Source organism: Bradyrhizobium sp. 40, from assembly GCF_023100925.1.
Lineage (GTDB): Bacteria > Pseudomonadota > Alphaproteobacteria > Rhizobiales > Xanthobacteraceae > Bradyrhizobium.
This window is the reverse complement of record NZ_CP064688.1, coordinates 4,508,949-4,521,520: the sequence shown is the minus strand read 5'-3', so window position 1 is coordinate 4,521,520 and position 12,572 is coordinate 4,508,949. Positions and strand designations below refer to the sequence as shown.

Sequence of the window (12,572 nt, the reverse complement as noted above, 5' to 3'; positions counted from 1 at the left end):
CTCAAATGGCAGAGGCTCCACGTCAAACTTCAGTTCTCCGGATGAATCTGCAGAGACAGTTGTAGTCAGCGGAATGCGGGCGCTTTTAAGAAGAATATGACCTTGATATCGTTCCGGGCTGAGCATGGCCTCTGAATTGTACCCGAAACATTCCCTTATACCTCATAGAATTTAAGTATCGCCTCGAAGCTGGAAGCGGGTTCAAGTAGGTTTTCTACCTCCGGGCGGCTTGGGAGTGATGTTTCGTCCGCGTCCGGACTCACGGCCTATATCGCTAGCATTGTCCTTGAACATCGTCCGCTTCGGGCTTGTCGTTTTCTCGGCGGGCCCTGCCTCCTTTGCCCTTGCGAATTTCTCCGAGAGAATCTCTCACAGGATTTCCCGTTTCACGTCACGTGCACGCTACCAAGCAAACTAGCCCGTGATTGCTGGTGCGCAGTTCGGCGCCGCACCCATGATCGCGCCACGTGCGTTGATAGTAGTTACGCCAACAACTTTATGAACTCTTCCATCGACGGTTGCTGCGCGTGTTGCAGCTTGAGAAGATCTTCAACCTTAAGGTTGGTGTAGCGCTGGAGTTGGCGCCAATCTTTGTGGCCGGTGACCAGTGCTACCTTTTCGATTGGAAGGCCTGCCTCGAACAGACGGCTCGTTCCCTCGTGACGCAGATCGTGGAAGTGCAGGTCTTCGATCTTGAGTTCATCGCAAGCGCGGGTGAATGCCGCACTTACGGATCTGTGGTTATGGGGAAAGATCCGTCCATAGCCACGAGTCACAATCCTCTGCTGAAGTATGACCTCCCATGCGTCATACCCTGTTAGATTGAGCAAAGGTACTTTCTGATCATTTCCATCCTTATTCCTCGGATCCTTTCTGTCTCTAATGACCACCAGTCGTTTTTTCATGTCGACCAGGGGCCACTCGGGTTTGCATATCTCTTCCTGGCGCAATGTCGTTGCCACGGCATATCTGACGATTCGTCCCATCGGTATGAACTGCCGCGGGTTCGTCTCAAAGTATTCGATTAGTTCGTCGAGCTCGTCTTGTGTGGGCCGTCGGTCCCTCTCGTTGCTCTTTCCAATCAGATTGAGGTGACTTAACGCGACGCGTGCGAGGCGGGCTTCCTCGGCAGAAACCTCGATACCGTGCACCGCGGCGGCATGAGTTATGATTGTCCGGATGAAAGATAAATCGATGGCCAACGTTGCGGGACCGGCGCCTTCCTTGGCGCGCTTCCTTCCGAATTCGATCAGCCGCTCTCGATTGAGCGCGGGAAGCTTCACGCTTCCGAGCGCAGTCTTGAGCGACGCCATTACAGCAGCTTTTGACCGGCGAGGGGGCCTTCCAACTTCATGCATGTCTTCATCGTGCAGGTGGATCAGATCGCCAAACGTGCGAACGTTCCGCGCCACGCGTGGCTTGGACGATCCGTTGCGATCGATATTGCGCTCCATCTCGAGCGCCCATTCTTCGCCGTCCTTGCGCCGTCGAAATGTCTCGGCCACATAGCGGGTCTTCCGGCGGACCTGGACGCGCCAGTTCCCTGATGCCATTTGTGTGAAGGTCGCCACGCGTGTGCACTCCGACTTTCGTGTGCACTATGTGTGCACTGAGAGGTCAAAACGGGTACAAACGTGTGCAATTTCGCCTAGTTTGGAGTGCACACGTTCGCGGTTCATCCCATTGAAGAGTAAGATAAACTGTTGAAAGATCAAGGCTATCGCTTTTCTGTTGCGCCCATGATGGACTGGACCGACCGGCATTGCCGGGTGTTCCACCGTCACCTGACGCGGCGGGCGTTGCTCTATACGGAGATGCTGACCACTGGTGCCATCATTCATGGTGACCGGGAGCGGTTGCTTGGGTTCGACCTGGTGGAGCACCCGGTCGCGCTTCAGCTCGGCGGGTCGGATCCGCGCGAGCTGGCGCTGGCGGCGCGGATCGGCGAGGAGTTCGGTTATGACGAGATCAACCTCAATGTCGGCTGTCCATCCGACCGCGTGAAGGACGGCCGTTTCGGCGCTTGCCTCATGGCAGAGCCCGATCTCGTGGCGAGGTGTGTCGAGGCGATGAAGGGTGCGGTTGCCGTGCCCGTCACCGTGAAGTGCCGCATCGGTATCGACGACCAGGATCCGGAAGTCGCGCTCGACAACCTTGCGCGCGGGGTCGTTGCCTCCGGCTGCGATGCGTTGATCGTGCATGCCCGGAAAGCATGGCTCAGCGGTTTGTCACCGAAGGAAAATCGCGACATCCCGCCGCTCGACTATGATCGCGTCTATCGCCTCAAGCGAGCGATGGCCGATATGCCTGTCATCATCAACGGCGGCATCCCCGGCATCGACGAGGCAAGAGCACATCTCGATCACGTTGACGGCGCGATGCTTGGACGAGCCGCCTATCAGGAGCCGTGGCGGCTGCTCTCGGTCGATACCGACATTTTCGGCGAGGCGGCGCCGCATGCCTCGATGCAGGATGCGCTCGAAGCGATGATGCCCTACATCGAACGACAGCTCGCGCGCGGCACGCGGCTGCACTCCATGACGAGGCATTTCGTCGGCGCATTCCATGCCGTGCCCGGCGCGCGCGCCTTCCGCCGCCATCTTGCCGAGCAGGGGGTGAAGCCGGGCGCCGGCCTCGAGGTGCTGCGCGATGCGATTGCGCGTGTCGGTGCCCGCGCGCCGGCGGAGGCGGCAGCCTAGCCGAGGCACATGGCGAGCCGGATTGCAAAAGTCTAGTCGACTGCCAGGCGCGAGCGGCGTTGACTGGTCTGGAGCTCCGGATAACCGGTGAGCATCAGCTTGTCGGCGCGCACGCCCCAGCTCTCCAGGCGGTCCAGGAAGCTCATGCCGAGCAGGTTGGTCTTCATCTGCCCGCGCTGCACGACGAGGGCCGGCACCGATTTCTCGACGAGGTGACCGACGGAGAGGCGGTCGATCGTGAGGCGGGCCGCCTTGGTGTGACCGCCCGCGGTTTCGAGATCGACGTCGTATTCGAGCATCTCGAGCGGCAGCCCGATCGCTTTCGCGGTTTCCCAGGTAAGCACTACCGAAGTCGCGCCGGTGTCGATGACCATCGGTGCGGCCACGCCGTTGATCTTCGCGCGCAGCGCGAATTCGCCGCCCTGGCCGCGCGGGATCTGCACGGCGGGGGCGGGCGCTGCGGTCTGCGCGCGAAAGATATGCGAGACCTTGCTGCTCGCGCGCGCGATCTGGTCGGAATCGCCATAGGCGACGACGGCACCTGCCGTGCAGGCGAGCATGGTGAGAACGAGCAGGAATCGGATCATTGCGCACCTCCCGATGCGCTCAGGCCGGTCAGGTGCGTTCCGGCGATCCCGCGATGGGCGCAAGTCCAGCCTGATTCATGCGCGCCGGCAACAGCGCCATGACCGCGAGCCGTTCCGCGCTCTCCATGGCGTGCCAGCGCGCGATCTCCGGCAACGTGCGTCCGCAGCCGAAGCACAGCCTGGTCTTGGGATCGATCATGCAGACGGCCACGCACGGCGTTTCTTTGCTCATTCGGACATAGTGGCGGATGGTCGGGCATGTCTGCAAGCATCTCGTTACGAGCCCGTACCTGCGCTCATGATCGGCTTGCGACGGGGCCGGCGCTTCTCGTCCGCTACCGCGGAACTCTCGGGCTGGAGCGGCGGAGAATCATCCGACATCGGCGCCAGCGCGCTCATCACGCGCTCGGGCGGGAAGGTGACGATCACTTCGGTGCCGATGCGCAGCTTCGATTTCAGCGTGAACGTACCGCCATGCAGGTCGACCAGATTCTTGGCGATCGGCAGGCCGAGACCGGCGCCCTGTTCGGCCGACTTGATCGAGTTGGAGCCTTGGCCGAACGAGGCCAGCACGACCGGGATCTCGTCCTCGGGGATTCCGGAGCCGGTATCCTTCACCGAGAGATATTGTCCGCCTGAGGCCGTCCAGCCGGCCTTGAGCCAGATCTCGCCGCCCTGCGGAGTGAACTTGATCGAGTTGGAGAGCAGATTGAGCACGACCTGGCGGATCGCGCGCTCGTCGGCCCACAGTCGCGGCATCGCCTGCTCGAACACCTCGTGGATGGTGATACCACGGCTCGAGGCGCGCAGCTTCATCAGATGATGGCAGTCGGCGACAATGCCGACCAGCGAGACCGCTTCCTCGTTGAGCTCGTAGCGGCCGGCCTCGATCCGCGACAGATCGAGGATCTCGTTGATGAGGTTGAGCAGGTGGACGCCGGAATTATGGATGTCCGCCGAGTACTCCTTGTAGACCGGCACGGCATGCGCGCCGAAAATCTCGCTCTTCATCACCTCGGAAAAGCCGAGGATCGCATTGAGTGGCGTCCGCAATTCGTGGCTCATCTGAGCGAGAAAGCGCGACTTGGCGACGTTGGCGGATTCGGCGCGGTGGCGCGCCTCGTCCGAGATCGCCTTGGCCTGTTCGAGCTCACCGATCAGCGCGTCCTTCTCGGCGCGCGCCTCGAGCGTGGCGAAGGTCGAAGAGTGCAGGCGGTGGGCCAGCAGCACGAAATAGCCTTCGGCGGCGAGGGCGAGCGCGGCCAGGATGTAATTGTCCAGCGAGCCCGTCATCACGAAGCTCAGCGCCATCGCGACCGCGACCGGTGCAGTGGCGGCGAGGGCGGCGATCGGCAGATTGGCGGCCAGCATGCTCGATACTGCGATCACCAGCAGCATCAGGAACATCATCAGCGATTCCGTGATCATGTCGAGCACGGGATGGATTAGGATCGCCATCCAGCAAAGGCCATAGAGCAGGTCGAGCACGACGAAACGCGTCTGCCATGCGCGCGTTGCTGCGGGCGAGGCGGGTTCGGCCAGGAAGCGGTGGCAGCTGCGGATCATCGCAGCATGGATGCACAGCATGCCGGCGGTCCAGGCCGCCGCCGGGATCGGCTGCATCCACAGCCCAAACAACACGCCCGTCGCGACCACAAGCAGCATCACGACATAGGAGGCCGACAGCCGGGTCTGGGCGTAATGGCGCAGCATCTCTGCGTCGAAAGCCGGCCGGGTTCCACTGGTCGACGTTAACTTGTCGCGCGCCTCGCGCACCCGCTGTGCCGCAGCCCGGCGATGGCTCGCCGACGGCACGCTCACCGGCTCGGCCGGAAGCTGCACAACCTCGGGCTTTTCAGCGGGTTTACTCATCGCACAACAACAATTCCTGCCCGCGCGGGACGGGCCTTCTGCATTGTCTATCTCTGGCAAGAAATCCTTAAGAGGTGACTTAAGGAGCTAAAGAATTACGTTAACCCGGCGTTAATTTTGGATCCGACGTGAGCCGCTCAATGCAGCGCCGCGTGCTGCGCGATGTACACCACGGCTCCCGCCAGATAGCCGGCGAGCGCCGGGAGGGCGATGCGACGGGCGTACCAGAGGAACTCGATGCGCTCGAGCCCCATGGCGGCGACGCCCGCGGCCGAGCCGATGATCAGGATCGAACCGCCGGTGCCGGCGCAATAGGCGATGAACTCCCAGAGGAAGCTGTCGGGTGGATAATGCGCCAGGTCGTACATGCCCATGGTCGCGGCGACCAGCGGCACGTTGTCGATGACGGCGCTAAGCAGCCCGAGCACGATCACGATGATGTCCTGTCGGCCGATCGCGGTGTCCAGCCATTTGGCCAGCATGGAGAGCAAGCCGGCATGTTCGAGGCAGGCGACCGCGAGCAAGATTCCGAGGAAGAACACGATCGAGCCCATGTCGATCCGCGTCAGCGCATTCGCCAGCGTGAGCGGACCACGGACATGCTCATCCTTGTCGCGATGAACGATCTCGCCCACCAGCCACACGACGCCAAGCCCGAGCAGGACACCCATGAAGGGCGGCAGGTGCGTGACCGTCTTGAAGGCGGGCACCGCGATCAGTACGCCGAGTCCGAGATAGAACATCACGTTCCGCTCGAACGGATCGACGCCCTGCAATCCGTCCTCTTTCGGCGGCGGTGCGATGGTCTTGCCCTTGAGCGAAAAGCTAATGAATGCGAGCGGCACCAGCAGGTTCAGCAGGGAGGGCAGGAACACCGCGCCCATGATTTTCAGGGGCGAAATTTGTCCGCCGATCCACAGCATGGTCGTGGTGACGTCGCCGATCACGGTCCATGCACCACCGGCATTTGCGGCGATGACGATGAGGGAGGCGAACAGCAATCGGTCGTCGCGCTTGGCGATCAGCCGCTGGATCAGCGAGATCATGACGATGGTGGTGGTCAGATTGTCGAGAATCGCGCTGAGGAAGAAGGTCACGAAACCGATCAGCCATATCAGACGGACCTGGCTGGTCGTGCTGATGCGGGAGGTGATGACTTCGAAACCATCATGGGCGTCGATGACCTCGACGATCGTCATCGCGCCAATCAGGAAGAACACGATCTGCGCGGTGGAGGCGACGGACTCATCTAGCTGACGGCCGACCACTGTGTGGTCACCGGTCGCGAGCGCATAGATTGTCCAGAGCACGCCGGCGCCGAGTAGCGCAGACGCGCTCTTGTTCACCCCGATCGGATGCTCAAGCGCGATCGCCGCATAGGCGAGGACGAAGATTGCGGCGAGTGCGATCAGCAAGGCAGAATCACTTCGTCAGAGAGGTCAGCGATTAAGGCGCGCGAGCAGGCTCGACGTATCCCAGCGCTTGCCGCCCATCTTCTCGACCTCCGCGTAGAACTGGTCGACCAGCGCGGTCACCGGCAAATTGGCGCCATTGCGGCGGGCTTCGGCCAGCGAGATCGAGAGATCCTTGCGCATCCATTCGACCGCGAAGCCGAAATCGTATTTGTCCTCGTTCATGGTCTTGTAGCGGTTTTCCATCTGCCAGGACTGCGCGGCGCCCTTTGAGATGGTTTCGATCACGGCGGCGACATCGAGGCCACTCTTCTTGGCGAAGTGAACACCCTCGGAGAGGCCCTGGACGAGGCCGGCGATGCAGATCTGGTTGACCATTTTGGTCAGCTGGCCGGAGCCGGCCGGCCCTAGCAATTTGCACATCCGCGCATAGGCGCCTGTGATGATCGGCTCGGCACCCGCATAGGCGTCCTGTGCGCCGCCGCACATCACCGTCAGGACGCCGTTCTCTGCGCCGGCCTGCCCGCCGGACACGGGTGCGTCGATGAATTTGAAGCCGGCCTTGGTGGCGGCAGCATCGAGCTCACGCGCGACCTCGGCGGACGCGGTGGTGTGGTCGACGAAGGTCGCACCCTTCTTCATGCCGGCAAACGCGCCGTCGGCACCGATCGTGACTGCGCGCAGATCGTTGTCGTTGCCGACGCAGCACATCACGAAGTCCTGGTCCTCGGCTGCAGCCTTCGGGGTCGCGGCGGTCTTGCCGCCGAACTTGTCCGCCCACTCCTTCGCCTTGGCCGCGGTGCGGTTGTAGACGGTGACCTCATGGCCCCCTTTTTTCACGAGGTGTCCGGCCATGGGGAAGCCCATCACGCCGAGACCGAGGAAAGCGACTTTAGCCATCTGTGGTACCTTGTCCGTAGTTTGGGTTTTACGGTTCTTGCCGGGCGAGGGCCGCCCGGTTCCGCCATTGCGGCAGATCGGCCGCACCATAAACCCTTGAGGCCGGAGGGCAACGGGTTCGTTTGGCCCCCGCTTGTGCTAGGGTGGCGGACCTAAGGACTTCAAAAAAAGGGAGCGAAGGCATGGGCGGCGTAAGCGTGGGCGTGCTCGATCATTTCAATATCCGGACCCGGAATCTGGCCGAGACCGTCGGCTTCTACGAGGACGTGCTGGGCCTGGAAAAGGGCGCCCGGCCGAATTTCGCCTTTCCCGGCGCCTGGATGTACAGCGAGGGTAAGCCGGTGGTGCACCTCGTCGATATTTCTCCGACTGCCGAGCCACAAAAGCCGGATTCCGGCGTTGTCCACCACGTCGCCTTCGCCAGCCGCGGGTTTGACGGCATGAAGCAGCGGCTGGCCTCAAAGGGGATGAAATTCGACTCCCGCCAGGTGCCCGGCGGCGAACTCTGGCAGATCTTCGTCCATGACCCCAACGGGGTCATGATCGAGCTGAATTACGAGGCTGCCCTGGAGCAGGGCGCGGCGCCCGCCGAGATGGCTGACGATATCGGCAGGCAGTAGCATTTTGGGCGTTTCCGCTCTAATGGGGCATCTTGAATTCTAGGAGATGCGCTTTGAGCGTGACGCAGCAACAGGTTCTCGACAGCCTCGCCAGGATCAAGTCGCCCCGCGGGGTCGCGCTCACCAATGCCAACGTGCTGAGCGCGATCAGCGCGGCCGATGGCAAGGTGTTCTTCTCGATCAATGTCGATGCCGCCGAGGCGCGCGCCTGGGAATCCGTCCGGGCCGAGGCCGAGGCCGCTGTGCGCGCCATTCCCGGCGTCACCACCGTCATGGTGGCGCTCACGGCGGAGCGGAAGGCGGGCGCGGCACCACCGCCGCCGCCAACGCCCAGTCGCGGCACGCCGGGCGTGCAGCCGGTCCACGCCCACAAGCCGCCGCCGCAGGGCGGCGCCCAATCGCCGATGGCGCGGCAGTCCGAGATTCCGGGCGTCGCGGCCGTGATCGCGGTCGCCTCGGGCAAGGGCGGCGTCGGCAAGTCCACCACCGCGCTCAATCTTGCGCTGGGCCTGCGCGATCTCGGCCTCAAGGTCGGGCTGCTCGATGCCGACATCTACGGCCCCTCGGTGCCGCGGCTGACGGGCCTGCATGAGAAGCCGGAGCTGGATGGCGAGCGCAAGATGATTCCGCTCAAGCGCTTTGGCCTGGCGATCATGTCGATCGGCTTCCTGGTTGAGGAAGAGACCGCGATGATCTGGCGCGGGCCGATGGTGATGTCGGCGGTGACGCAGATGCTACGCGACGTCGCATGGGGCCAGCTCGACGTCCTCGTCGTCGACATGCCGCCGGGGACTGGTGATGCCCAGCTCACGCTGGCGCAGAACGTCCCCTTGAAGGGCGCCGTGATCGTCTCGACCCCGCAGGACCTGTCCTTGATCGATGCAAGGCGGGGGCTTGCGATGTTCAAGAAGGTCAACGTGCCCGTGATCGGAATCGTCGAGAACATGAGCTATTTCCAGTGCCCGCAATGCGGCACGAAATCCGACATTTTCGGCCATGGCGGCGCGCGCCACGAGGCCGAGAAGCTCGGGGTACCGTTCCTGGGCGAGGTCCCCCTGCACATGGCGATTCGCGCCACCTCGGACGCCGGCACGCCCGTGGTCGACAGCGAGCCGGACGGGCCCCATGCGGCGATCTACCGCGCCATTGCGGGACAGGTGCGGGACCAGCTCAAGGGCGTCATCGCCGCGGCCTGAGCGGATCCAAGCAATCCCTTCAAACCAATACCCCGGGGACATGCGACTTTCGTAGAGCCCTGTCATGCCAATGTCGCGTTTCGAAAGCGGGGCTTCCGTGTTAAAGGCCCACGGCAGTCAAGCCCCTTCGGTTCGACGCGGCCAAAGAACGCGTCGCCGGAATGAGCGGCAGCAAAGAGGAAGTTAGGGGAAACGCCCCAACAAGGAGAGACTGAAGATGAAGCGTCGTGATTTCCTGAAAGTGTCGGCAGCCGGTGCGGCGGCGACCGCAGCGGTGGCCTCGCCGGCGATCGCGCAGTCCTCGCCCGAGATCAAGTGGCGCCTGACGTCGAGCTTCCCGAAGTCGCTCGACACCATCTATGGCGGTGCCGAGCAGATGGCGAAGTACGTCGCCGAGATGACCGACAACAAGTTTCAGATCCAGGTCTTCCAGGCGGGTGAAATCGTCCCCGGCCTGCAGGCGCTGGATGCGACCCAGAAAGGCACCGTCGAGATGTGCCACACGGTGTCGTATTACTACGTCGGCAAAGACCCGACCTTCGCGATCTTCGCGTCGGTGCCTTTCGGCCTGAACGCACGCCAGCAGAATTCCTGGCTCTACCAGGGCGGCGGCAACGAACTCGCCAACGAGTTCTTCAAGAAGTCGAACGTGATGGGCTTCCCCTGCGGCAACACCGGCACCCAGATGGGCGGCTGGTTCCGCAAGGAGATCAAGACCGTTGCCGACCTCTCGGGCCTCAAGATGCGCATCGGCGGCATTGCCGGCCAGGTGCTGCAGAAGGTCGGCGTGGTGCCACAGCAGCTCGCCGGCGGCGACATCTATCCGTCGCTGGAGAAGGGCACCATCGACGCGGCCGAATGGGTCGGCCCCTACGATGACGAGAAGCTCGGCTTCGCCAAGGTCGCCAAGTACTACTACTACCCGGGCTTCTGGGAAGGCGGTCCGACCGTTCACGCCTTCGCCAACATCGACAAGTGGAACGAACTGCCGAAGAACTACCAGGCGATCCTCACCAACGCGACCGTCAACACCAACACCTGGATGGCCGCGCGTTACGACATGGTGAACCCCGGCGCCCTGAAGCGTCTGGTCGCCGGCGGAACGCAGCTTCGCCCGTTCACCAATGAGGTTCTGGAAGCCTGTCTCAAGGCGACCAACGAATTGTGGGGCGAGATCTCGGCCAAGAATCCCGACTTCAAGAAGTCGATCGACGCCATGCAGGCCTACCGCTCCGACGAATATCTGTGGTGGCAGGTCGCCGAATACACCTACGACAGCTTCATGATCCGCTCGCGCACCCGCGGCTGATCTTCGAGCAAGTCGCAAGACGACACGCCCGGTCTCGTTCGCGAGGCCGGGCTTTTTCTTTGGGGCGACACCGCGGAGCGGCGTTGTCGCCGCGGTAGGGGCGGGGCGTCCAGCAAAAAATCTGAAAAACAACCCCATGCACAGTAGACGAGGGGCGAGAGGACAAGGCGCTGCGAGTGCAGCCAACAGCTTGATGCGATGGAGTTAATGGCAGGCAGGCCCGGGCATCGCGCGGTCGATGGCAACTTGGCATTTTGGGAGCCAAAAGCGGGGTGGGTCAGGCGTACGAAGCGACTGCTTCAGCGAGACCGTTTGACTCGTCGGGCAAAACAGTGGCAGAAAGGCATTATCGTATAATCCGAAATTGGCGCCTCGGTGGTCAGCCTGGGTGACGATGAGCTTCGATCCCGATGAGGTTCAAAGCGCGCTGCGCAAGGGCTGGTCGTTGGCAACCGCCAGACAATGGACGGCGAGCATCCGGCGGCAGGACAATGCAACGTCACTTCGCTATTGATTCACGAGCTCTTCGGCGGCGACTTGCTGAAGACGCCGCTTCCGGCCGGCGACCATTTTTACAATCGCATCAATCGCAGACGGGTGACAGGAGTGGGCGCGGGAAATCAGCTGAGCATCAATTCGCAAGGCGGTCTTTGCTCATGCGCAGGATGATCACCACACCCTCTTCCGACCAGTCAAAACTTATAGCCCCGCCAAGCTGGGCGGCCATACTTCGGTGCACCAACTGGCTTCCGAAGCCTTCGAGCTTTGTTGGAGCGACAACAGGGGGACCACCCCGCTCCGTCCACTTGACCAACACCTCGTCCTCGTGGGCGTTGCACGATACGTCCAAGGTGCCACTCGAAAGCGACAGCGCACCGTATTTCGCAGAGTTGGTTGCCAGTTCGTGCATCACCAAGGCGAGTGCTGTGCTGGAAGCTTCTCCCACGTTCATCTTGGGGACCGAGACGCGAATACGAACACTGGCTCCCTCCTCGTCGTACGGCGCAAGCAGAACGGAGATGAGGTCTCCAAGCAGCGTCCCCCCTCTGTTGTGTCCTGGTACCGGGCGAACGAGGTCCTGAGCACGTCCAAGAGCGATCAGGCGGCTGGTCAGCTCCTGGGCCATATCTTCTTTTGATGCTGCCGAGCGTGAGCTGATTTGAGTCAGCGCCGTTGCGACGGTGAGAAGGTTTTTCAGCCGGTGGCTCATCTCGCCCGCCAGTAGCTCGTTGGCTTCCTCAGCTTGCTTGCGTTGGGTGACATCCAGGAAAATACCGAACATAGTTCGATCCGCTATGTCGGCGTCGTCGCCTTGGCCCCGAGCGGAAATCCAACGAATATCGCTTCCGGTTAGAATACGAAAATCGATCTCGTAAGAGCCCACGACTGCGCGAGTAGCCGCAAATGCTGATCTGACCCTCTCAAGATCGGCCGGGTGGATACTCTTGGAGAGTATTTCGAACGTAATGTTCTGCTCGTCCTTGGACACCTCCCAGAGGTCGTACGCGGGTTCATCCATGGTGATGGCGTCGGTATCAACGTTCCAGGACCATAGAGCGACACCGGCCGCGCGAGTGGCAGCCCGAAGGTGCTTTTCGTGCCACAACGGCATCGTCACCTGGCTAGGAAACATCGCGCTTTGCTTTCCTGCTGATCCGACCAGATCGGCATCTCTGCCGACGGGCGATCGACAGATACCATACCCCGTAGAAAAGGTCTCGGTTCGACCGGGAGGGCGGGTTGAAGTGTGGTCCCGTGCCCGAGTTGGCTCAGAAGCGATCCTCAAACGAGCCATCAGGCTCGCCGACGGCCATAAGTGGCGCTGTTCGTCTGCGACTACGCATTGCTTCGCGCACCTTCATTCAGCAATTTGAGCTGGTGCCGATTGAACACATCTACGAACCGATGGGCATCGCCACGAACCGTTGGCGAGATGCCGGGTCATCACGTCCTTTGGGGCGCTCGGCATTTTATTCG

General features: G+C 62.0%; 11 protein-coding genes and 1 pseudogene. 5 read left to right on the top strand and 7 right to left on the bottom strand.

Features of this window, described 5'->3' with window-relative positions; all coding sequences use genetic code 11:
• Positions 1–482: 482 nt before the first annotated feature.
• Positions 483–1,571, bottom strand: a complete 1,089-nt coding sequence (locus IVB40_RS22100) for a site-specific integrase (RefSeq protein WP_247816268.1) — start codon at positions 1,569–1,571, stop codon at positions 483–485.
• A 129-nt stretch (positions 1,572–1,700) separates the two neighbouring features.
• On the opposite strand from IVB40_RS22100, the gene dusA reads away from it, so the two are divergent.
• Positions 1,701–2,699 (top strand): tRNA dihydrouridine(20/20a) synthase DusA, encoded by a 999-nt coding sequence (dusA, locus tag IVB40_RS22095; RefSeq protein ID WP_256468228.1) that lies wholly within the window; start codon positions 1,701–1,703, stop codon positions 2,697–2,699.
• A gap of 32 nt (positions 2,700–2,731) precedes the next feature.
• On the opposite strand, the gene IVB40_RS22090 is transcribed toward dusA, so the two are convergent.
• From IVB40_RS22090 to IVB40_RS22070, 5 genes are all read right to left on the bottom strand, one after another.
• Positions 2,732–3,286, bottom strand: coding sequence for a TIGR02281 family clan AA aspartic protease (locus IVB40_RS22090; RefSeq protein WP_027569395.1), 555 nt, complete (start codon positions 3,284–3,286; stop codon positions 2,732–2,734).
• A gap of 28 nt (positions 3,287–3,314) precedes the next feature.
• Positions 3,315–3,518, bottom strand: a complete 204-nt coding sequence (locus IVB40_RS22085) for a DUF1289 domain-containing protein (protein WP_027569396.1) — start codon at positions 3,516–3,518, stop codon at positions 3,315–3,317.
• A gap of 44 nt (positions 3,519–3,562) precedes the next feature.
• Positions 3,563–5,158 (bottom strand): HAMP domain-containing sensor histidine kinase, encoded by a 1,596-nt coding sequence (locus tag IVB40_RS22080; protein ID WP_027569397.1) that lies wholly within the window; start codon positions 5,156–5,158, stop codon positions 3,563–3,565.
• 137 nt (positions 5,159–5,295) lie between these two features.
• Positions 5,296–6,573, bottom strand: coding sequence for a sodium:proton antiporter NhaD (gene nhaD / locus IVB40_RS22075; RefSeq protein WP_247816267.1), 1,278 nt, complete (start codon positions 6,571–6,573; stop codon positions 5,296–5,298).
• A 24-nt stretch (positions 6,574–6,597) separates the two neighbouring features.
• Positions 6,598–7,470, bottom strand: a complete 873-nt coding sequence (locus IVB40_RS22070) for an NAD(P)-dependent oxidoreductase (protein WP_247408074.1) — start codon at positions 7,468–7,470, stop codon at positions 6,598–6,600.
• Between the two features lie 182 nt (positions 7,471–7,652).
• Between IVB40_RS22070 and IVB40_RS22065 the strand changes: the two genes are divergently transcribed.
• The 4 genes and pseudogenes from IVB40_RS22065 to IVB40_RS22050 all read left to right on the top strand — a co-directional run.
• Complete coding sequence (locus IVB40_RS22065; RefSeq protein ID WP_247816266.1) at positions 7,653–8,090, top strand: VOC family protein; 438 nt, start codon at positions 7,653–7,655, stop codon at positions 8,088–8,090.
• A 53-nt stretch (positions 8,091–8,143) separates the two neighbouring features.
• Positions 8,144–9,286 carry an Mrp/NBP35 family ATP-binding protein gene (locus tag IVB40_RS22060; RefSeq protein WP_247816265.1) on the top strand — a complete coding sequence of 381 codons (1,143 nt, stop codon included), beginning with the start codon at positions 8,144–8,146 and terminating at the stop codon, positions 9,284–9,286.
• A 217-nt stretch (positions 9,287–9,503) separates the two neighbouring features.
• Complete coding sequence (locus tag IVB40_RS22055; RefSeq protein ID WP_007592593.1) at positions 9,504–10,595, top strand: TRAP transporter substrate-binding protein; 1,092 nt, start codon at positions 9,504–9,506, stop codon at positions 10,593–10,595.
• A 394-nt stretch (positions 10,596–10,989) separates the two neighbouring features.
• Positions 10,990–11,180: pseudogene (locus IVB40_RS22050) on the top strand (hypothetical protein); the annotation flags it as partial.
• A 46-nt stretch (positions 11,181–11,226) separates the two neighbouring features.
• Here IVB40_RS22050 and IVB40_RS22045 read toward each other — a convergent pair.
• On the bottom strand, positions 11,227–12,228 hold the full coding sequence (locus IVB40_RS22045) for a sensor histidine kinase (RefSeq protein WP_247816264.1): 1,002 nt from the start codon (positions 12,226–12,228) through the stop codon (positions 11,227–11,229).
• Between the last annotated feature and the right edge of the window lie 344 nt (positions 12,229–12,572).

What these genes read in the sequence shown, in the direction of transcription:
- IVB40_RS22090 (WP_027569395.1), bottom strand. Translation starts at nt 3,286, where the DNA reads ATGATCCGATTCCTGCTCGTTCTCACCATGCTCGCCTGCACGGCAGGT.
- IVB40_RS22085 (WP_027569396.1), bottom strand. Translation starts at nt 3,518, where the DNA reads ATGAGCAAAGAAACGCCGTGCGTGGCCGTCTGCATGATCGATCCCAAG.
- IVB40_RS22080 (WP_027569397.1), bottom strand. Translation starts at nt 5,158, where the DNA reads ATGAGTAAACCCGCTGAAAAGCCCGAGGTTGTGCAGCTTCCGGCCGAG.
- IVB40_RS22070 (WP_247408074.1), bottom strand. Translation starts at nt 7,470, where the DNA reads ATGGCTAAAGTCGCTTTCCTCGGTCTCGGCGTGATGGGCTTCCCCATG.
- IVB40_RS22065 (WP_247816266.1), top strand. Translation starts at nt 7,653, where the DNA reads ATGGGCGGCGTAAGCGTGGGCGTGCTCGATCATTTCAATATCCGGACC.
- IVB40_RS22055 (WP_007592593.1), top strand. Translation starts at nt 9,504, where the DNA reads ATGAAGCGTCGTGATTTCCTGAAAGTGTCGGCAGCCGGTGCGGCGGCG.
- IVB40_RS22045 (WP_247816264.1), bottom strand. Translation starts at nt 12,228, where the DNA reads ATGTTTCCTAGCCAGGTGACGATGCCGTTGTGGCACGAAAAGCACCTT.